This is a genomic window from Micromonospora sp. DSM 45708, assembly GCF_039566955.1.
Lineage (GTDB): Bacteria > Actinomycetota > Actinomycetes > Mycobacteriales > Micromonosporaceae > Micromonospora.
Window position 1 is genome coordinate 5,929,900 of record NZ_CP154796.1, and the last position, 19,870, is coordinate 5,949,769.

At 70.7% G+C, this 19,870-nt stretch carries 17 protein-coding genes; 10 read left to right on the forward strand and 7 right to left on the reverse strand.

Features of this window, described 5'->3' with window-relative positions; all coding sequences use genetic code 11:
* Positions 1–454 precede the first annotated feature (454 nt).
* From VKK44_RS31075 to VKK44_RS25695, 4 genes are all read right to left on the reverse strand, one after another.
* The gene (locus VKK44_RS31075) at positions 455–526 is read right to left on the reverse strand and encodes an Imm7 family immunity protein (protein ID WP_458351687.1); all 72 of its coding nucleotides are present in this window, start codon (positions 524–526) and stop codon (positions 455–457) included.
* A gap of 340 nt (positions 527–866) precedes the next feature.
* Positions 867–1,634, reverse strand: a complete 768-nt coding sequence (locus VKK44_RS25685; protein ID WP_343443761.1) for a glucose 1-dehydrogenase — start codon at positions 1,632–1,634, stop codon at positions 867–869.
* A gap of 30 nt (positions 1,635–1,664) precedes the next feature.
* Positions 1,665–2,186 (reverse strand): cyclophilin-like fold protein, encoded by a 522-nt coding sequence (locus VKK44_RS25690; protein ID WP_343443762.1) that lies wholly within the window; start codon positions 2,184–2,186, stop codon positions 1,665–1,667.
* A gap of 52 nt (positions 2,187–2,238) precedes the next feature.
* Positions 2,239–3,258, reverse strand: a complete 1,020-nt coding sequence (locus VKK44_RS25695; protein WP_343443763.1) for a zinc-dependent alcohol dehydrogenase family protein — start codon at positions 3,256–3,258, stop codon at positions 2,239–2,241.
* Between the two features lie 148 nt (positions 3,259–3,406).
* Between VKK44_RS25695 and VKK44_RS25700 the strand changes: the two genes are divergently transcribed.
* Positions 3,407–4,300 (forward strand): helix-turn-helix transcriptional regulator, encoded by an 894-nt coding sequence (locus VKK44_RS25700; protein ID WP_343443764.1) that lies wholly within the window; start codon positions 3,407–3,409, stop codon positions 4,298–4,300.
* Positions 4,301–4,351: 51 nt separating this feature from the next.
* Here VKK44_RS25700 and VKK44_RS25705 read toward each other — a convergent pair whose 3' ends face one another.
* Positions 4,352–5,212, reverse strand: coding sequence for an oxidoreductase (locus VKK44_RS25705; RefSeq protein WP_343443765.1), 861 nt, complete (start codon positions 5,210–5,212; stop codon positions 4,352–4,354).
* Between the two features lie 52 nt (positions 5,213–5,264).
* Positions 5,265–5,597 carry a nuclear transport factor 2 family protein gene (locus tag VKK44_RS25710; RefSeq protein WP_343443766.1) on the reverse strand — a complete coding sequence of 111 codons (333 nt, stop codon included), beginning with the start codon at positions 5,595–5,597 and terminating at the stop codon, positions 5,265–5,267.
* A gap of 67 nt (positions 5,598–5,664) precedes the next feature.
* Between VKK44_RS25710 and VKK44_RS25715 the strand changes: the two genes are divergently transcribed.
* Entirely contained in the window at positions 5,665–6,372 is a 708-nt protein-coding gene (locus tag VKK44_RS25715) for a TetR/AcrR family transcriptional regulator (protein ID WP_343443767.1), read from the forward strand.
* 755 nt (positions 6,373–7,127) lie between these two features.
* Here VKK44_RS25715 and VKK44_RS25720 read toward each other — a convergent pair.
* On the reverse strand, positions 7,128–8,120 hold the full coding sequence (locus tag VKK44_RS25720; RefSeq protein ID WP_343443768.1) for a helix-turn-helix transcriptional regulator: 993 nt from the start codon (positions 8,118–8,120) through the stop codon (positions 7,128–7,130).
* A 179-nt stretch (positions 8,121–8,299) separates the two neighbouring features.
* Here VKK44_RS25720 and VKK44_RS25725 point away from each other — a divergent pair, with 179 nt between their 5' ends.
* The 8 genes from VKK44_RS25725 to VKK44_RS25760 all read left to right on the forward strand — a co-directional run bounded on the left by VKK44_RS25725 (position 8,300) and on the right by VKK44_RS25760 (position 19,814).
* The gene (locus VKK44_RS25725; protein ID WP_343443769.1) at positions 8,300–10,336 is read left to right on the forward strand and encodes a GMC oxidoreductase; all 2,037 of its coding nucleotides are present in this window, start codon (positions 8,300–8,302) and stop codon (positions 10,334–10,336) included.
* A gap of 194 nt (positions 10,337–10,530) precedes the next feature.
* The gene (locus VKK44_RS25730; protein WP_343443770.1) at positions 10,531–12,045 is read left to right on the forward strand and encodes an alpha-N-arabinofuranosidase; all 1,515 of its coding nucleotides are present in this window, start codon (positions 10,531–10,533) and stop codon (positions 12,043–12,045) included.
* A gap of 35 nt (positions 12,046–12,080) precedes the next feature.
* Positions 12,081–13,220, forward strand: a complete 1,140-nt coding sequence (locus tag VKK44_RS25735; RefSeq protein WP_343443771.1) for a UDP-galactopyranose mutase — start codon at positions 12,081–12,083, stop codon at positions 13,218–13,220.
* Positions 13,217–14,224: an ABC transporter ATP-binding protein gene (locus VKK44_RS25740; RefSeq protein ID WP_343443772.1), complete on the forward strand. Its 1,008-nt coding sequence runs from the start codon at positions 13,217–13,219 to the stop codon at positions 14,222–14,224. The genes VKK44_RS25735 and VKK44_RS25740 overlap by 4 nt, the downstream gene beginning before the upstream one ends.
* Positions 14,221–14,985 (forward strand): ABC transporter permease, encoded by a 765-nt coding sequence (locus VKK44_RS25745; protein WP_343443773.1) that lies wholly within the window; start codon positions 14,221–14,223, stop codon positions 14,983–14,985. Before VKK44_RS25740 ends, VKK44_RS25745 begins: the two co-directional genes overlap by 4 nt.
* Positions 14,982–15,791, forward strand: coding sequence for an ABC transporter permease (locus tag VKK44_RS25750; RefSeq protein ID WP_343443774.1), 810 nt, complete (start codon positions 14,982–14,984; stop codon positions 15,789–15,791). The genes VKK44_RS25745 and VKK44_RS25750 overlap by 4 nt, the downstream gene beginning before the upstream one ends.
* 154 nt (positions 15,792–15,945) lie before the next feature.
* Entirely contained in the window at positions 15,946–17,898 is a 1,953-nt protein-coding gene (locus tag VKK44_RS25755) for a glycosyltransferase (protein ID WP_343443775.1), read from the forward strand.
* A complete protein-coding gene (locus VKK44_RS25760; RefSeq protein WP_343443776.1) occupies positions 17,895–19,814 on the forward strand; it encodes a glycosyltransferase in 1,920 nt (639 codons plus the stop codon). Before VKK44_RS25755 ends, VKK44_RS25760 begins: the two co-directional genes overlap by 4 nt.
* Positions 19,815–19,870: the final 56 nt, after the last annotated feature.

Sequence of the window (19,870 nt, forward strand, 5' to 3'; positions counted from 1 at the left end):
CCGCCGCAGCCAAGGATGGCTCCACTCTCAGCTCGCGGCAGCGACATGCCTGCACTCGCAGGGCCAAACGCTCCAGCTGATCTTCGGCAAACGATCGCAGCAAGGCCGCTAAGCGACCAGGACGCAAAGACAAAAGATGGATAACCGCAGGTCGTCGGCCTATGAATACGGGCGGAGCGTCCGGTTAGGAAACCGATGCTCTATCCCCTGAGCTACGAGGGCGCGAGGGGCCAGTGTACCGACCTGCGGGTCCACCCGCGTTGGCAGGGAGTGACCCACGTTGACCTGCACTGACCCGAACAACCCGTCGCAGCCGACGATCACACGCCGACCACACCGGACAGGGCAATGAACAAGATCATTAACTCAGATTGGCCCGGAGCGGGGCTCCGGCAGCGTCCTCGTCCAAGGCGGCCAAGGGACCCAACCTTCACCCTTCTGATCCGTAGGGCGATCAGTCCTCGGCAACGGGACGGATCGGTGACAGGAACGGATCGAGGCGTTCGGTGATCTCACCCCGCGCCATGACGTGCACCGGAACGCGTTCGGACCGGGCGGGACGCTAGTCCACGCGATCTTCCACTGGTCAGGCCGTGGCCACCACCGGGCATTCCTTCTCGCAAATACACGATGTGAGGATGACGCACATTCAGGGCCGGCGCGGGCGGTGAGCCCGGCTTGGCGCCGAGGGAGCGCCGGCAACAGCTGGGATGACTACCTGGCAGTCCAGCCTTGACCTCATCCGGGAAATCGATCGTTCTTTGTTGGGACGGAGCCCGCAGCCCGTTGCCGGGCAGGGCACCCAGCTCAGCGTCAAGCAGGAGGCTACCTGGTCACCCTGCACATGGCGGGTAAGCACACCCGCCCTACTGCGCGGTGTATCCGCCGTCCACCGGAAGGGCGACGCCGACGACGAAGCTGGCGCCGGGGCTGCACAGCCAGAGCACGGTGGAGGCGATCTCGTCGGCTCGGCCGAACCGGCCGATGGGTTGGTTGGCCAGCGCTTCGGCGGTGTCGAGTTCACCGTTGGCGATCATGGCGGTGACCATGGGGGTCTCGAAGGTGCCGGGGCAGATGGCGTTGATCCGGACTCCGCGCGGCGCGTATTCCAGGGCTGCGCTGCTGGTGAGCCCGAGTACGCCGTGTTTGGACGCGTGATAGGCGGCGCGTCCGGGCAGGCCGACGAGGCCGCCGAGGGAGGAGCAGTTGACGATGGCGCCGCTGCCCTGCTCACGCATCTGCCGCAGCTCGTGCTTCATGCAGGCCCAGACGCCGCGCAGGTTGACGGCGTTGACGCGGTCGAAGGTGTCAGCGGGCTCGTCGGCGGCGTCGGAGGGTGGGGCTTGGATGCCGGCGTTGTTGAAGGCCATGTCGAGCCGGCCGTAGGCCGCGACGGTCTGGTCAATGAGGGCGGCGACCTGCGCCTCGTCGGATACGTCGCACCGGATGCCGAGGGCCTCGTGCCCGCCCGCCCGCAGTTGGGCGGTGGCGGTCTGCAGGGCCGCGTCGTTGATGTCGGCCAGGACGACCGAGGCTCCCGCATGGGCGAACGCCTGCGCGGTGGCGAGCCCCATGCCGGAGCTGGCGCCGGTGACCAGGGCTACCTGGCCGGTGAAGTCGTAGGTGGGGTTCATGGTGTCTCCCGGTGGCGCGCTCGGTGTTCTTCAGGCGGCGAAGGGCTTGACGGTCACGGTGACGGCGCCGTCGAGGTCGGCGATGCGGCTGGCGGCGTCTCCGTCGATGCGGCCGATGATCACGATGCCGGGATAGTACGACTGGTCGCCGTAGTAAAGGACGAGGTCGTTGCCGGGGGCGTAGTAGCCGACATCGCCGACGTCGGGGTCCGCGCCGTCCGGCTGGCCGCTCAGCGACAGGGGTGCGGGCAGTGGGCCGGTCTTCTCCACCGCGCCGTGGTCGATCATGTTGACGGTCAGCGGCAGTTGGGCAAGCAGGTCACGGCCGGCGGCGCTTTCGAAGATTGTGGCCTGGAAGCGCTGGTCGTTGATGGTGATCTGGATCTTCATCTGCTCTCCCCGGGGCGCGGTGGTGCCGCTCGGTGGTGCCGTGGCCCGGCCGGCGTTGCCGGGCGACGTCGCGGACGTTGCGCCGCCGATATCGCCGGACTGACCGTTGACGCCGCAGCCGGAGAGGCTCAGGCCGAGCAGCGCCGACAGCGCTACGCCCACGGCCGTGCGTGTGGCTGGCATGGCATCTCCCGGTGTCGGGTTCGCCACCGGGTCACAGCGTGAGCAGGACCTTGGTGGCGGTGCGCTGATCCATCGCCCGGTAGCCCTCGGCGGCCCGGTCGAGCGGCAGGATGAGGTCGAAGACCTTGCCCGGGTCGATGGTGCGGTCCCAGATCAGCTGGATCAGTTCGGGCAGGAACCGCCGGACCGGGGCGGGGCCGCCGTGGATGTGCACGCCGGACATGAACAGCTCGTCGCCGGGGATGGCGACGTCGTGGGACACCCCGACGAACCCGACGTGGCCGCCGGGGCGGGTGGAGCCGATGGCCTGCATCATGGCCTCCTGGGTACCGACGGCCTCGATGACGCTGTGCGCGCCCAGGCCACCGGTCAGCTCCTTGATCCGCTTCACGCCGGCGTCACCGCGTTCGGTGACGATGTCGGTGGCGCCGAACTCGCGCGCGAGGGCCTGCCGGTCGGGGTGGCGGCTGAACGCGATGATGCGCTCCGCGCCGAGCTGCCGGGCGGCCAGGACGCCGAGCAGGCCGACCGCGCCGTCCCCGACGACCGCGACGGTCTTACCTGGTCCGGCCTCGGCGGCGACCGCGGCGAACCAGCCGGTGCCGAGGACGTCGGAGGCCGCCATCAGCGACGGGATCAGCTCCGGGTCGGGCCGGCCGGGAGTGGCGACGAGGGTGCCGTCGGCGAGCGGGATGCGGGCCAGCTCCGCCTGGGTGCCGATGGTGCCCATCAGGACGCGGTGCACGCAGTACGCCTGGTATCCGGCCTGGCAGATCTCACAGGTGTTGTCGGACGCCCAGAACGAGCCGACGACGAAGTCACCGACCTTCACGGTGCGCACCTCGGACCCGACCGCCTCGACGACGCCGACGTACTCGTGACCCATCACCTGGTGGTCGACCGGTTCGGCGCCGCGGTACGGCCACAGGTCGCTGCCGCAGATGCAGGTCGCGGCCAGCCGGATGATCGCGTCGGTCGGCTCGATGATCGTCGGGTCCGGGCGCTGTTCGACCCGCACGTCCCCGGGCTTGTGCATGACAACCTGACGCATCCTGGTGCGCTCCGTTCGCTTCGGTTCCGACGGCCCTACAGGGCCACGGGACCCAGTCAACGTGCCCACCCGAGCGGGGAGAAGTCCCTGGTGATGGGTGTACTGACAGGGCACCCCTACCCGGTGTCGCGCGGCCTACGCTCGACGCATGGACAACCGTTCGGAGGTGCGCGACTTCCTGACCACGCGCCGGGCCCGCCTGACGCCCGAGCAGGTCGGCCTGCCGCCGACCGGCAGCCGCCGCGTCCCCGGGCTGCGGCGCAGCGAGGTCGCCGCCCTCGCCGGGCTCAGCGTCGAGTACTACGCCCGCCTCGAGCGCGGCCAGATCGCCGGTGCGTCGTCCGGCGTGCTGGAGGCCCTGGCCCGGGCGTTGCAGCTCGACGAGACAGAACGGGCCCACCTGTTCGACCTGGCCCGCGCCGCCGACGGCATCCCGACCTCGGGGCGGCCCCGCCGCCGCACGGCCACCAAGGCCGCCGAGCGCCTCAGCCTGCGATGGGCGATGGAGGCCATCACCGACGGAGTCGCTTTCGTGCGCGACCCGCAGCAGAACCTGCTCGCGACCAATGCGCTCGGCCGCGCGTTCTACGCACCGGTGATCGGCGACGGGGGACGCCCACCGAACCTGGCCCGGTTCCAGTTCCTCGACCCGGCCTCGCGCGATTTCTACCCCGACTGGGACCGCTTCGCCGAAATGTGTGTCGGCGTCATGCGCGCCGAGGCCGGCCGCGACCCGCACGACCGCGCGCTGCAGGACCTCGTCGGCGAGCTCTCCACCCGCAGCGAGGACTTCCGCCGGCTCTGGGCCGACCACAACGTGCGCACCCACGGCGCCGGCACCAAACGGTTCCGCCACCCCGTCGTCGGCGAACTCACCCTCGCCTACGAGGAACTCGCGATCACCGCCGAACCCGGCCTGGTGCTGCTCGTGTACACGGCCGAACCCGGGTCGCCGTCCGCGGAACGGATGCGCCTGCTCGCCTCCTGGGCGGCCACCGCCACCACTGCCACCGCCGCAGTCCGCGATTCGGAAGGAACCTGATGCAGATCACCCGCAGCTCCATCGTCACCGCCAAGGGACCCGGCGACTGGTTCACCGGCGACCGCCGGTGTCCGCCTCGGCCGGGAAGTCCGCCCCCCGGCTGACCGCCTCATCCGCCCGCAGTTCGGCGAGCATGGCCTCCAGGTTGTCCGCCACCCGGTCGTACCCCGCGTTGCCCAGCACCAGGCGCCTCGGGGCTTGATCGCGGTCGACCGCCGCGACCACGGCCTCGACGCCGCGCACGGGATCGCCGGGCTGCCGGCCGTTCTGTTCGATCATGCCGGTTCGCACGGTCGTCAGCATTGACCGGTACTCCTCGACGCTCTCCTCGACCGGCTCGTCGGCGAAGCCGGCGTAGGCCCTGGTGCGGAAAGCGCCGGGCTCCACCGCGAGCACCCTGATGCCAAACGGCGCGACCTCCTGCCGCAGCACCTCCGTCAGCCCCTCGACGGCGAACTTCGCCGCCGTGTAGAAACCGAATCCGGGTACGCCGACCAGGCCGGCGACCGAGGACATGTTGACGATGCAGCCGGCGCGCCGGGCCCGCATCCCGGGCAGCACGGCGCGCGTCACCTGCACCACCGAGAAGAAGTTCAGTTCGAACGTCCTGCGTACGGAGGCCTCGTCCATTCCCTCGACCGAGCCGCTCCAGCCGCGGCCGGCGTTGTTGACCAGTACGTCGATGCTCCCGAAGCGCCCTTCGGCCTCTGCCACGGCCTGCCGGATCTGCTCGGCGTCGGTGACGTCCAAGGGCAGGACGAGCGCGTCGTCGCCGTGCCGCACCACCCAGTCGCGCAGTTCGTCGGGGCGCCGCGCGGTCAGCACCACCCGGTCGCCGCGGCCGAGCACGACGTCCGCGTACGTCATGCCGAAGCCGCCCGGGGTGCCTCCGGTGATGAACCAGGTCCTCATGATCTTCTTCCCGATTTTTAAATGGTTCGACGGTCCAGGGGAGCGGAGGGCGTCAGGGTGCGATCTCCAGCTGACGGATCCGGTCGCCTGCGAGCGTGAACCGCCAGGTCAGGTCGGCCGTGCCGCCCGGGAAGTTCCCCTCGATGCGACCGCTGACCAGGAAGGCGTCCGCCCCGGCCGGCTCCACCCGGCGCAGCTCGGTCGTGTACTCGTACCGCGACGCCGCCCCCTCCTGCCAGGCCCGGATCTCCGACCGGCCGCGCCGCGTCTCACTCTCGTCGACGACCACCGCGTCCTCGGTGAACAGGCCGACGATGCTCTCGACATCGCGACGCGCGCTCGCATCGAAGTACTCCCGGACGACCGTGGGAACTGCCGTGTCCATGCCTCTCCCATCGCTGCTATTTATGCTACACAGCTTCATGTAGCGCTACATGAGATACTCTAGCGCTATGGCCCGTCGTGCGTGGAGCGGTAGTGCCCGAGACCGTCTCCTCCTAGCCGCCGCCGAGCTGATGGACAGCTCCGGCGACCGTGACCTGTCGACCCGAGCGGTCTGCGAGCGCGCCGGAGTGCAGGCGCCGACGCTGTACCACCACTTCGGCAGCAAACAGGGCCTGATCGACGCGGTGATCAACCACGGCTTCAGCCAGTACGTCCATTCCCCGCGGCCCTCCGGCGACACCCGGGACGCGCTGAACGACATCCGCCAAGGCTGGGACGAGCATGTCCGGTTCGGTCTGGAACATCCTTCCTTCTATGCCCTGCTCTACGGACGGGTCGAGCCCGGCCGGCCCTGCGCCATCACCGCGCCCGCCCACGCCATGCTGCGGGACCTGCTGGGCGCCGCCGCGCGCCAGGGGCTGCTGCGGGTACCGGTCGACGACGCGGCCGAGCAGCTCCTCGCCGCCAACGTCGGCGTCACCCTCAGCCTGATCACGCAGCCCGAGGAGGCGCGCGACCGGGGCCTCTCGGACCGGGTACGGGAGGCCGCGCTCGCCGGCGTCCTCGACACCACCGCCCGCGGCGAGTCCCCGGCGGCGACCCGCGCCAGCACCGCGCTGGCGCTGCGAACCCTGTTGGAGCAGGATCCGGCCGGGCTCACCGCCGGGGAGCGCGCGCTCCTCGGCGAGCTGCTGGACCGCCTCGGGCGCTCCTGAACCGTGCCGGTCCGGCCCGCAGCGGCACGGGTTGTCCCGGGCGGCGAGCGTCCCGGCGCGGTGCCGGCGACAGCCCGCTGCCGAGGAAGGCCAGCGCCTCCCGTTCCCGGGGACTGAGGGCGTCGACCCGGGCACGGGCGCTGGAGCGCCGCGCGGCCAGGGTGTCCGCGCCCGTCGCGGCGAGGTGCGCGACGACGCGGGCCGCGACTTTCGGTGACAGGTAGGCGGCGCCGTCGGCTACCGCGCGTACCACGACTTCTACCAGCACAATGGGGTCGACCCTCAACGGCCTCGTCCGAGCCTTCGTCAGCGACCAGGCGGGGTCGTCCCAGCAGGGCGCATCGACGTCGCCCGGCGGGTTCCGCTGGCCGACCTGCCGGCCCTGCACGCCGACGCGACCGCGGGCGCGGGAACTCGCGACCTGGCGGTCGACCATGGGTGGCCGGACGTCGTCCACGTCCGCCCGGATTGGTGCCGACAACAGGCAGTTGTCTGCGTTGCAGGGAGTTGCCACGTGGACGCTGTGGACCCGTTCCCCGGGTGCACGCGACGCTGGGTGCGGTCAGGCATCCGGGATCGATGCCGCCGACAGCGGTGACGGAGGAACGGTGCGGAACCGCTGCCGCGGCGTCGCGCTCACCGATGCCCCATCGTCTCGTGGAGGTCGGGTGCGCGATAGCCAGTCGCTGCGGTTCCGACCGGACCGGGGCCACCGTTCGACGCCCCGGCGTCGAACGGTCCCCCGGCGGGCCGATTCAGCCGGTGTAACCCTGCTCGCGCAGGAGGTGTCCGGCCTGGAAGCGGCTCTCCGCGCCCAACTGCTCCATGATCGCGGCGATGTGTCTGCGGCAGGTGCGGACCGACATGTTCAGCCGTTGGGCGATGGCCTCGTCACGGGCCCCGTCCATGAGCAACCGGATGATGTCCTGCCGCACCGTGCCGACCAGTTCGTGCGCGTCGGAGCGCCAACCGTTCTCACCGGCGAAGTCGGTGCCCTCCTGCCAGAACTGGTGGAAGATCCGGACCAGCAGGTCGACCACGGTCGACTCCCGCACCAGCAGCGCGTCCTGGCCGTCGCTGCCGGTCAGCACCGCCGCCTCCCGGTCGAAGATGATGATCCGGTTGGGCAGTTCGCCTACCGTGCGGACCTCCGCTCCGGCGGCACGGGCGGATTCGGCGTGCCTGCGGGCGGTCGGGTCGAAGCGCGAGGAGTGCTGGTAGAGCAACTGCACCTTCGCCGTGCTGGGCAGCGGCGGTCGACCTTCGCTCAGGGTCTGCCACATCGCGTCGGGCCACGGCGACTTGCGTGGGCTGGCGATGAGCACCTCCCGCGGGGAGCCGTCGAGCAGGATCCTGAGCGCGGTGGCGAGGTCACGTTCGGTGGCGAGCGACACCATCGTCCCCTGGTCGTTCGGCGTCCGGCGCCTCGTCAGCAGCGCGTCGAGCCGGTCCCGCATCCGGATGACCGCGAGCTGGAACCCGGTGATGGTGGCTTCGAGCATCAGGATCGTCTCGGCCAACGCGGCGTCCGGGCGGTCGGCCAGGACCATGGTGCCGTCGGCGGTTTCCCGCAGCAGCCGCCAGTGTTTCAGTGCCTCCACCGCGGACCGCAGCTCGTCGGGTTCGATGCCGAGTTCGGCGGCCATCCTCGGATGGTCGCTCCGACCGTTCTCGAGCAACCAGGCGTAGACCCGGTGGGCCGTTTCGTCTATCGGCGCGAGCAGCGCCTCCACTGCCACGTCGTCCATCTCGGGCTGAGGCGGGTCGCTCTGGTCGGACGGATTTCCCACTTAGCGTTCCACGGTTTCTAGGATTCGTGTGATGTCTCGGCCCTCATCCGGCGACGCCGTGAATTGCCTTACGCAATTCCGCGGAGTCGGCCCGCTCAGCCGCCGCGACACCTGCCCCCAACCGCACCGCAGCCGCGGTGAATGGCAGCATCCCTGGGCACAGCCGTTCTCGTATGACTTCCAGGTCTGCCGCGACATCGACCCTTTTCCCCGAGATTTACGCAGTTCTGACAATTTTACCACTGTTTTTTCGGGTGGTCAATTTGTTGCGTCGATACGACGGAGATCGCCATATCGGTATCCATCCCCGCTGGCTCGCCCGTCGATTTCGTCGAGCCATCACGTCGTCGATGGAGGAGTCTTTGGACGCGAGAGCACCGCAGCGGGCGGAACAGGTGGCGCTCCACCGGGACCTCGCCGACCTGGTGGAGCGGCTGTCCGGTTCCGGGGATCGCTCCGATCCACTGGTGGAGGCCACGCTCGCCTGCGTGGAGGCGGCGCTCTGCACGTGGCGTGCGTCGACCGCACCGGGCACCCCGCCCGACCGGGAACGGCTCGACGAGGCGTCGCACGCGGTGCGCGCCGCGTCCGTGGCGCTGAGATTCGCCACGGCCGACCGTCGCGCCGATCGGCCGGCCGACGAGGGTCGGCCGCACCGCACGAACAGCTCCCCTGACGTTTCGGCGACGCCGGGATCGCCCGGTCGGACGCCGCAGAGCCACCTGGAGGGAAAGATGGAGCGCTCGGAGAAGGTCGACATCGTCATCGTCGGGGGCGGCATGGCCGGGCTGGCGGTGGCCGCGGAACTCAGCGCGTCACGGGCCGCCGACGTGGTGGTGCTCGAGGCCGGTCCCGACGGTGACCGTGAGCACTACCGGTGGAGCGCCGACGAACCGACGGCCATGCGGCAGTGGCTCGACCCCACCTCGGACCCGCACTTCTGGCGCCCGTACGCGACCGACGGCGTCAGCTACGCCGGCATCTCCGGGCTGCGCCGGCGGATGGGTGGCCGCTCGCTGTACTGGCACGGCGTGACGCTTCCGATCGAGAACTGGGCGCTGGAGAGCTGGCCCGTCGGCGTCACCCACGATCTGACCGCCGAGTGGCTCGGCGGGCCGTCGCTGTACCACCGGGTGTCGGAAGAGCTCACGAAGTGGTCGGGCTACGACATCACGGATCCGCCCGGCACGGGCAGGCGGATCGCGTTCGGCGACTACGAGTTCGGCCCGGTGCCGCAGGCGGTGGTCAGTCGGGCCGACGGGCGCTGGCAGGCCTACAGCCCACTCGGCCAGTGGAAGGACGGCGGGAAGCCGCGGCTCGTCCCCGACTGCCGCGTACTCGGGGTGATCATCTCGGACGGCCGGGCCGTCGGCGTACGCGCCGAGACGGAGTCGGGGATCACCGAGTTCAGGGCGGACCGGGTGGTGCTGGCCGGCGGCACGGTGGAGAACAGCCGGCTGGCGATCCAGGCGCTCACCGAGGTCGGGTGGCTGACGGAGCCGCGCCTGCCCGGCCTGGTCGACAAGGTCGTCCACGGCTTCAATGCCAATTTCGACCTCGCCCGGCTGTCGCCGGAACTCGCCGACGCCGCGCGGGAGCACAGCTACGGCATCACGGCCTGCGCGTCCGGGCTGCGCTCGAACACGTTCCTGGCGTTGCACGTCAATCCGCACGGCACGGCTGTCCTCGACGCCTGGGTGATGGGTGAGCAGATCGCCGGTGAGGCGGCCTACGTCGAGGCCCGGCCCGCACCGGCGTGGCCGTGGCCCACGTCCGTCGTGGCGGGCCTGAGCGACATCGACGAGAAGCTCCGCCACGCACAGCAGACGGAGTTGCAGCGGCTCTGGAGTCAGTTCCTGGACGCCGCGGGCGCCGATCGGCAACCGCTCGCCTTCGCACCGGAATTCGGCTCGCCCGATCTCCAGGAACTGTTGCTCGCGCCGAAGGACGCGACCGGGCCGACCGAGGCCCGCACCTACTCGTTCCAACTCGGATCCGAGCAGCACGAAGGGGGGACCACGCCGTTCGGCACGCTGCTCGACGACGACCACCAATTCCACGGCGTCCCGGGGATGTACGCCGCCGGACCGTCGACTTTCCCCCGCAGTGGCGCGGCGAACCCGGCGTTGACGATCCTGGCACTGGCCAAGCGACTGGCCCACCGGCTTTCCTAGCCCTCCCACCTCGCTTCGCCCGCCCGGCGCGGGCGGCGGCTTTTCCGCCATGCCTGTCAGTTGTCTGTCATGCAACATCCTGACGTCGGCCGGCGTGGACGAGGTCACACCGGCGACGGATGATCGAGGAGCGCCGATGCCGTGGAACGGCGGACGCTGGGCGGGCCGGCAACCGGATGCGAGGTAGGACGTCAATGGAAACGGCGACCGTTCGCCTGGACGGGAGTTACCGCATCGGTCCGGTGGACCGACGCGTCTTCGGGTCCTTCGCCGAACATATGGGCAGAGGCGTCTACGGAGGGTTGTACGAGCCCGGCCATGCCACGGAGATCGAGGGGACGGGCCTGCGGGGCGACGTCCTGCGCCTGACCCGCGAACTCGGCGTCACCACGGTTCGCTACCCCGGTGGCAACTTCGTCTCCAGCCACTTCTGGGAGGACGGTGTGGGGCCGCGGAACGACCGGCCCCGCACCATCGACCTGGCCTGGCGGACGGTCGAGAGCAACGAGTTCGGCCTGCACGAGTTCATCGACTGGACGAGACGCGCGGAGGTCGCTCCCTACCTGGTGGTGAATCTCGGCACCCGGGGCCCGAAGGACGCGGCGGACCTGGTCGAGTACTGCAATCACCCGGCGGGGACCCGGTTGTCCGACCGGCGACGACGAAACGGCGCGCCGGATCCGTTCGGCGTCAAGCTGTGGGGCCTCGGCAACGAGATGGACGGCTCGTGGCAGGTGGGCCACCGCAGCGCCCGTTCCTACGGTGAGGTGGCCGCCCAGGCGGCGCAGGCGATGAAGCTGGTGGACCCGAGCATCGAGACGGTGCTGTGCGGCAGCTCGCACACGGGCATGCCGTCGTACGTGGCGTGGGAGGCCGAGGCACTGGAGGCGGCCTACGAATACGTCGACTACGTGTCGCTGCACCAGTACTACGACCCGGAGAAGAGCGACGAGGCGTCCTTCCTGGCGTCCGCCGTCGCCATGGACCGCCACATCGAGGACGTCGTCGCCGCGGTGGACTTCGTCCGGGCGAAGCAGGGCAGGGACCGGCGCGTCAACCTCGCCTTCGACGAGTGGAACATCTGGTACCAGTCGCGTTTCGTCGAGCCGTACGAGTGGGAACTGTCGGACGATCCGCGCGTCGTCATCGAGGACGACTTCACGGTCCGGGATGCCGTGGTGGCGGGCAGCCTGTTGATGACGCTGCTCCGCCACGCGGACCGCGTCCGCATCGGATGCCAGGCGCAGTTGGTGAACGTCATCGCCCCGATCAGGACCGCGGACGGACGCCCCGCCTGGAAGCAGCCGATCTTCCACCCGTTCGCCCTGATGTCGCAGCATGCGCACGGCGAGGTGATGCGCGTCGAGCTGGCTGCTCCGACCGTACCCACGAGCCGGTTCGGCCCGGTCCCCGCCGTGGACGTGACGGCAACGTACGACGACGCCACCGGCCGTCTCGCGTTGTTCGCCGTCAACCGGGGTCCCGAGGCGATCGCGCTCGACGTGACCGCGACCGGCTTCGGTGACCTCGTCGTGGCCCGGCACCAGTCGATGGCCGCCGCCGACGGGGGCGACGCGCAGCCGTCGACCGGCCGGCCGCGCGACGTTCCCCCCGCGCGTGGCGGCGACACCTGCCACCAGATGCTGCCGCCCGTCTCCTGGAACCTGATCTCTTTCGCGCCGGCGGAAGACGCCGCGGACCCCACGTGATCGATCTGGCATCGTGGCCGGGAAGGCATGTGTCCATGAACAGGAAGAAGATCGCCGTCGTGGGTGCCGGCTGGGCGGGGGCCGTCACGGCCCGCGCGCTGCACGACGACGGCATGGCAGTGGAAGTCTTCGAGGAGAGACAGACCGTCGGGGGGCACTCCCGTTCGGAGACCCTGGCCGGCGTGGTCTTCGAACCCAACGGGCCGCACATCTTCCACACCTCCAACCCGGAGGTCGCCCGGTACGTGCAGCGCTTCGGCATGAGACGCACCTACGAGCACCGGGTGCTGACCGAGATCTTCCTGGATGACGACGACTCCCCCCGGCTGCTCTCCTGGCCACCGCAGGTCGAGGAGCTCAGGGCGCTGCCGGTCTGGCCCCGGGTCGAGAAGGAGTTGGCGGACCTGCCCGCCGAGCCGTGGCGGGACAACCTCGAGGCCTACTGCGAGTCGATCATGGGGCCGACGCTCTACCAGCTCTTCATCCGGGACTACTCGGTCAAGCAGTGGGGGCGGCATCCCACCGAACTGTCCAGTCGCTTCGCGCCCGGTCGTCTCGATCTGCGTACGGACGGGAACCGCCGCCTGTTCCGGGACACCTGGGAGTTCTTCCCGGAGCGCGGCTCCCAGGAGATGATCGAGTCCATTCTCGCGCCGATCCCGGTGCTCGCCGGGCAGTCGATCTCCGTGGACGACCTCCCGGCCCTGGAGCGCGACTTCGCGGCAGTGGTGATCACCGCGCCGTTGGATGTCTTCGCGAAGCAGGACGGCAGCCTGGAGTGGCGCGGCGTCCGGACGGTTTCGCGTTACCTGCCGTTGGCGGATCCGACCGCGACCGTGACGCCCGCCTACGTCGTGAACCGGCCGTCCCTGCGCCATCCGTTCACCCGTACGGTCGAGACCAAGCACGCGACGGGGCAGCGCGTCGCCGGCACGGTCCTGAGTGAGGAGTACCCCGGGTCGGCGGACCGCCACTACCCGGTGCAGACTCCGGACCGGTCCAACGAACGCCGGAACGAGTCGTTGAAGGCGATGATCCGCGAGCGGACCGACCTCGCCGTCTTCTACTGCGGCCGGCTCGCCAACTACGAGTACATCAACCAGGACCAGGCCATCGAACAGGGGATGGCGTGCGCCCGCGACGTCGCTTCCGCCCTGCGTCGAGACGACGCATGAGACGCGCCGCCGTCGACCCCGAGGCGCTCGGCGGCCTGCCGCGCGGTGGCCGGGAGGCGGTCTCGGCCGAACACCCGCCGCACGCACGGGCCGTGGTCGCCCGGGGCCTGACGAAGCGGTACGCCGACCGTACGGCGGTCCGGCGCATCGACCTGGGCATCGGCCTGGGCGAGGTCTACGGCCTCCTCGGGCGCAACGGCGCCGGCAAGAGCACGACCATGCGGATGATCGGCTGCGTCTCGAAGCCCTCCGCCGGCGACCTGAGCGTGCTGGGGCTGGACGCCCTCGTGCACGGCCCCGAGATCCGCGCCCGGCTCGGCGTCGTGCCGCAGCAGGACACCCTCGACTCGGAGCTGACGGTACGGGAGAACGTGGTCATGTTCGCCCGCTACTTCGGCATCCCGCGACGGGTGGCCCGGCAGCGCGCGGATCAGATGTTGGAGTTCATGAACCTCGCCGACCGGCCGGACGCCAGGACCGGCGACCTTTCCGGGGGCATGCGCCGGCGACTCAGCATCGCCAGGGCCCTGGTCAACGAGCCGTCCATGATCCTCCTCGACGAGCCGACCTCCGGGCTGGACCCGCAGTCCCGGCACCTGCTGTGGGAGCGGCTCTACCAGCTCAAGCGCGACGGCGTCACGATGCTGCTCACCACCCACTACATGGACGAGGCCGAGCAGCTCTGCGACCGGATCGGCATCATCGATGACGGACGCATCGTCATCGAGGGCGTGCCCGCCGACCTGGTGAGGCGGTTCGCCGCCCGTGAGGTCGTCGAGCTGCGGTTCGACCCGAGCAGACCGGTGCCCCCGGCGGCCCTCGCCGAGCTGGGAGGCCGGGTCCGGCGCCGGGCCGACAAGATCCTGGTCTTCACCGACGACGCCGACGAGGCGGTCCGGTCGATCCTCGGCATGTCACTGGGTTCCGCCAGCATGCTCGTGCGCCGCAGCAACCTCGAGGACGTCTTCCTGGCGTTGACGACCGACGATGCGGCCGGGCCATGACGGCTCACCTGCGCGTACTCCCGGTCTTCCGGCACCACCTGGCGGGATATCGGCGAACGTGGCGGGGCAGTCTCTCCACCAGCTTCGTCGTTCCGCTGCTCTTCATGACCGTGGTCGGAACGGGCCTGACCGGGGACGTGACCGTCGGCGACACCGTCGTGCCGTACCTGCGGTACTTCGTCCCGGGAATGATCATGTCCGGCGCGTTGACCATCACCTTCACCGAGTCCACCTGGCCGGTCTACAGCGGTTTCCGCTGGACCAGGATCTACGAGGGCATGGCGACGACGAGTCTCCGGTCGCGGGACATCCTGCTCGGGCACGTGTGCTTCGTCATGCTGCGTGCCGGCCTGAGCGCGTCGGTCTTCGTCATCGTGGCGTCGATCCTGCGCGCGGTGCCTCCACCGGATCTCCTGATCCTCTTCCCGCTGGTGATGCTCCTCGCCCTGTCCTGCGCGAACCCGCTGTTCGCGCTGGCCGCACGCGCGCGTTCGGACGCGACGTTCCGAGTGGTGTTCCGGTTGGGCGTGGTGCCGCTGCAACTCTTCTCCGGCGTCTTCTTCCCGGTGGAGCACCTGCCCTGGGGGTTGGCGCTCGTGGCGTGGATCTCACCGCTGTGGCACGCCCTCGAGGCGTACCGGGAACTCTCCCTGGGCCAGGCGGGCGGCACGACGCTCCTGCACGTCGGCTATCTGCTGCTCTGGGTGGTCGTGGGATGGCGACTGGCCGCGCGGAGCTTCGCCCGGGTCCTGCACAGGTGAGGGCGGAATCCGTGGAGAACGCCACCGTTTCCCGGGCGCGCGGAGCCGGCACGAGGTTCGCCTTCGGCCTGGTCGAGCGGAACGTCGTCGTCGCGACGAAGGACTGGCTGGAGATCGCCACGGGAGTGGTGGAACCCGTCCTGTACCTGCTGGTGCTCGGCATCGGTCTGGGCCGCTACGTCGGTGAGATCGACGGCCTGCCGGGCGCGGACGCCTACGCCGCCTACCTGGCGCCGGCCATGGTGGTGACCACCGTGATGAACGGCAGCGTCACCGAGGCGACCTACAGCATCTTCAACAAGATGCGCATATCCGGCTTCTACGCCACGGTGGTCCAGACGTCGGTGACTCCCGCGTCGATCGTTCTCGGTGAGGGCCTGTGGGCGACCGTTCGCGGCACGCTCTACGGAGTGGTCCTGCTGGCGATGGCCACGGCGTGCGGGTGGGTCGATCCGGCGGACGCGATGTGGGCGGTGCCCTGTCTGGTGCTGATCGCCATGACGTTCGCCTTCGCCGGTCTGGCCGCCACCACGTTCATGCGGAGCTGGCAGGACTTCGACTACGTGAACGTGGCGCTGACGTCGATGTTCGTCCTGTCCGGCACGTTCGTTCCGGTGACGCGTTACCCGGGCTGGTTGCAGGAGGCGGTGAGCTGGACTCCGCTCTACCAGGGCATGGTCCTGCTGCGTGACGTCGCGGTGCGACCGGGCCACCCCCACGCGGCGGGCGTCGTCTACTTCGTCGTCCTGGGCGGCCTGTGTCTCATGGCGGCGACGAGTCGGTTCACCCGCATCCTCCATCGGTGAGGTCCGGGTCGGCAGAAACGGCGGAGGGGTGAGGGTCTTGGACGGCTCCACGGGAGACGACCACCTGACGGCGAGGAGTGGTTCCGGTGAGCCGTGCGCGGTTCCCGCTCCCCCGGCGGTCTCGGTGCTGATGCCGACGTTCAAACACGCCTGGGTGATCGAGAGGGCCTTGGCCAGCCTGTTCTGGCAGGATTTCGAGGACTGGGAGCTTGTCCTCGTCGACGACGGCTCACCCGACGACACCCGGGCGGTCGTGACGCCGTACCTCACCGATCCGCGGGTCAGGTACCACCGTCTTCCCCGCAACAGCGGGCTGGGCGCGGCGTTGAACTACGCCGGCGCCCGGGCGCGCGGCCGATTTCTCGCCTATCTCCCGTCCGACGATCTCTACCACCCCGGGCACCTGTCCTCGCTGGTGGCCACCCTCGACGACCGACCGGACGCGTTCCTCGCCTACTCCGGTGTCCGCTCCCACCGCCACTGGTGGGGATGGTCCGGTCTGACCCTGCACGGCGACGCCGACGTCGAGCTTCAGGGCGCCCATGCGGTCGGCCGGGAGGAAGCGGCGCTCCGGGGCCGCCTGGCGCACGGCAACGCCCTGGGGCTGACCAGCGGCAACCTCCTCGCGCTGGCCCAGGTGATGCACCGCCGCCCGGCACCGGCCGGGGTGCGGTGGACGGAACGGGAGCAGTACGTGTCCGACACCCTGGAGGCGGAGTTCTGGTCCGCGCTGCTCGACGCCGGCTGTACGTTCGCCTCGACCGGGCGGGTCACGTGCGAGTGGACGGATCACCCGGACCAACGACACAAGATCATCGCGGAGGCCTTCGCGCGGCAACCGCCGCTCGTCTGGCCCGGAACCGGCCGGGGTCTGGCCGCCTACCGCCAGCACTACGGGATACCGCAGGGCGCGGCGCTGAACTGGCAGCCCTCGCTCGGCCCCCGGGTGGACGAGTCGGTGCGGTACCGAGGGCTGGACCGGGGGCCGGGGCCGGCGACCGACCGGCCGGAGGCGCTCGGCATCCACCTCGTCGGCGAACTCGGGTTCAACCCCGAGCGGATCCTGGCCCTGGAGCAGGCGGGTCACCGGCTCTCCGCCACCTGGATCCCCGGACCCGAGTCATGGGACGCGGCCTCGACCCTCCCGGTGGGCGGGCTGCGTGAGGTGCCGTGGGGCCCGGCGTGGGCCGCCCGGATGCGGGAGACCGGCGCGGAGGTGATCTACGCGTTGCTGAACGTCCATGCCGTACCGCTCGTGCACGCCGCCATCCGGGCCCGGCCCGGCATACCCGTGGTCTTCCACCTCAAGGAGTCCCCGCAGCGGGCGATGGCCTTCGGGCTCTGGTCCGAGCTGCGGGAGATCCTGCGGAGGGCGGACGGACTGATCTTCATCAGTCAGGAGAACCTCGACTGGCACCGCCACGCGTTTCCGGGGGTGCTGCGCGACGACCGGGTGCTCGTCCTCGACGGCGACCTCCCCAAGGCCGACTGGATGACGCACGACTGGTCGCCCCGGCTGTCCGACGCCGACGGCGCGGTGCACACGGTCTCCGTCGGGCGTCCGATCAATCTGCGCCGACTGTCGGCGGTCGCCGGGCGCGGGGTGCACGTCCACCTGTACGGCACGAACTTCCACGCCCCGGACGTCACGGGACTGGCCCGTGAACAGCCGAACGTGCACCTGCACGCCACTGTCGAACCGGCCGACTGGGTGTCCGAGCTGTCGCGCTACGACGCGGCCTGGGTGCACGACATCCCCAGCGACAACGGTGGTGACGTGCGAGCGGCCAGTTGGAGCGACCTGAACCTCCCGGCCCGGCTGGGGACCTGCGCGGCTGCCGGTCTGCCGTGGTTGGTCCGGGGCGCGCCGGGCACGCTGACCGCCGTCGGGTCGCTGGCGGAGACGCTCGGAGTCGACCTCCGCTACGACACGGTGGAGGAGGTGCTCGCCCTGCTCGCGGACCGGAGGCTGACGACAGGGCGGGCCGAGGCGATGCGACGCAACCGGACCCGGCTGACCTTCGACCACCACGTACCGATGCTCGAAGCCTTCTTCCACCGGATGATCAGCGGCTCGATCGCCGCCGTCGGCGGGTCCCGCCGATGAGGACTGTCGACGACGGCGCGCGGGCGGACGCCGCGGACACCTGTCTGCACCGGGTCCTCCTGCCGAAACCGGGCGCGGTGGGCGGACGCACCGCGCTCCTGCTGGACGTCACCGGGACCGTTGCGGGCGGCGCCCCGGACGGGCTGGCCCTGCGCGGTGGCGAGCGGGTCTCCCTCGGCAGCTACCTCAACGCGTTCCCGGCGGGCTACTGGGCCCGCTGGTCGGCGCTGGAGCAGGTGGTGTTGCGGCTCCGCGTCGCCGGCGACGTCCGGGTGGACGTCTACCGGTCCGCGGCCGACGGGAGCGCGACACGCGTCGCCGGGCTGCGACACCGGGGGCCGGACCCCGGCTGCCTGGAGACCCGGCTGCCGTTGACCGGATTCGACGAGGGCGGGTGGTACTGGTTCGACGTCACCGCCCCGACCGGCGATGCCCGGCTGCTGTCCGGCGCGTGGCACGCGCCGGGGCGCGCGCCCGGGCGGGCCGCGGTGGTCGTCGGCATGCCGACCTTCAACCGCCCGGACGACTGCGTCGCGGTCCTGCGGGCGATGGCCGGGCATCCCGAGCTACGCCGGGTCGTCACCCGGATCGTCGTGGTGGACCAGGGCACCGACCGGATCACCGCCCACCCGGACTTCCGGTCGTTGCGGGACGACCTGGGCGACAACCTCCGCGTCATCGAGCAGGACAACCTGGGCGGCAGCGGGGGGTACACCCGCGCGCTACGGGAGGCGCTCGGCGAGCCCGGGTGCGAGCAGATCGCCTTCATGGACGACGACATCGTGGTGGAGCCCGAGAGCATCCTGCGCGCCGTCGCGTTCGCCCGGCACGCCAGACACCCGCTGGTCGTCGGTGGCCAGATGCTGAACCGGGAGATCCGGTCGCAGTTGTACGTGCTCGGTGAGCAGATCGACAAGCGGTCCTTCCGGTGGCGGCAACCGCCCGGCGCCGAGTACGACCACGACTTCTCGGTGCGATCCCTGCCTGACACACCGTGGCTGCACCGGCGGGTGGACGTCTCGTACAACAGCTGGTGGATGTGTGTCTTCCCCCGCGACGTCGCGGCCCGGCTGGGCCGGCCGCTGCCGCTGTTCCTCAAGTGGGACGACGTGGAATACGGCCTGCGCGCCGCCCGGGAGGGAGTGCCGACGGTTTCGGTTCCGGGCGTGGCGGTCTGGCACGAGCCGTGGTGGAGCAAGGACGAGGAGAACGGCTGGCAGACCTACTTCCACAGCCGAAACCGGCTGGTGACGGCGTCGTTGCACGGTTCGGCGCGGTGGCTTCCCCGGCTGGTGGCCGCCCACCTGACGGAGACGCTCCAGCGCCTGGTGTCCATGCAGTACTGGCACGTCGGCCTGCGTAACGCCGGTGTCGGGGACTTCCTGAAGGGCCCGGAGGTGCTCGCGGCGTCGCTGCCCACCGCGCGGGCGCGCGCCGTGGAGATCCACGGCCGGTACGCCCCGCAGGCGGTGGACCCGCAGGCGGAGACGCCCCCGCTGGCGGACCCTCGATCTCCCGCGCCGACGGTGTCGCCGCCGGGAAGCGGTCCGGGATCGGCGCTGCGCCTGTTGCGGGCGCTCGCCCGGGGTTGCCTGCCGATCCGGCGTGGTGGGTCGGTGGACCGACGACCGCACCTCTCGGCGGAACAGGCCCAGTGGTACGTCCTCGCGCACGTCGACGCGGCTGCGGTCGCCAGCCCCGACGGAACTCAGGTCACGCTGCGTGAGCGTCGTCCGGCGCTGTTCCGCCGGTTGCTGGTCGACACCCTGGCCACACACGCCCGGTTGGCGCTGGCATTGCCGAGGGTGAGGCGGGCGTACCGCCGGCGGGCGGAGCGCCTGGAGTCCTGGTCGGAACCGGCCACGATCCGCGCGCCGGCGCGGAGCGCGCCGACCCGGGGGCACGCCGGCGGCTAGTGGACAGCTTGCGGCTGTGCAGCATCGTGCCGAAGGAGAAGCGTGGACCCCGGCCG

Coding starts and splice junctions, on each gene's coding strand:
- VKK44_RS25715 (WP_343443767.1), top strand. CDS start 5,665: ATGGCCCGTCGTGCGTGGAGCGGTAGTGCCCGAGACCGTCTCCTCCTA.
- VKK44_RS25685 (WP_343443761.1), bottom strand. CDS start 1,634: ATGAACCCCACCTACGACTTCACCGGCCAGGTAGCCCTGGTCACCGGC.
- VKK44_RS25720 (WP_343443768.1), bottom strand. CDS start 8,120: ATGGACGACGTGGCAGTGGAGGCGCTGCTCGCGCCGATAGACGAAACG.
- VKK44_RS25760 (WP_343443776.1), top strand. CDS start 17,895: ATGAGGACTGTCGACGACGGCGCGCGGGCGGACGCCGCGGACACCTGT.
- VKK44_RS25740 (WP_343443772.1), top strand. CDS start 13,217: ATGAGACGCGCCGCCGTCGACCCCGAGGCGCTCGGCGGCCTGCCGCGC.
- VKK44_RS25695 (WP_343443763.1), bottom strand. CDS start 3,258: ATGCGTCAGGTTGTCATGCACAAGCCCGGGGACGTGCGGGTCGAACAG.
- VKK44_RS25705 (WP_343443765.1), bottom strand. CDS start 5,212: ATGAGGACCTGGTTCATCACCGGAGGCACCCCGGGCGGCTTCGGCATG.
- VKK44_RS25730 (WP_343443770.1), top strand. CDS start 10,531: ATGGAAACGGCGACCGTTCGCCTGGACGGGAGTTACCGCATCGGTCCG.
- VKK44_RS25735 (WP_343443771.1), top strand. CDS start 12,081: ATGAACAGGAAGAAGATCGCCGTCGTGGGTGCCGGCTGGGCGGGGGCC.
- VKK44_RS25710 (WP_343443766.1), bottom strand. CDS start 5,597: ATGGACACGGCAGTTCCCACGGTCGTCCGGGAGTACTTCGATGCGAGC.
- VKK44_RS25700 (WP_343443764.1), top strand. CDS start 3,407: ATGGACAACCGTTCGGAGGTGCGCGACTTCCTGACCACGCGCCGGGCC.
- VKK44_RS25745 (WP_343443773.1), top strand. CDS start 14,221: ATGACGGCTCACCTGCGCGTACTCCCGGTCTTCCGGCACCACCTGGCG.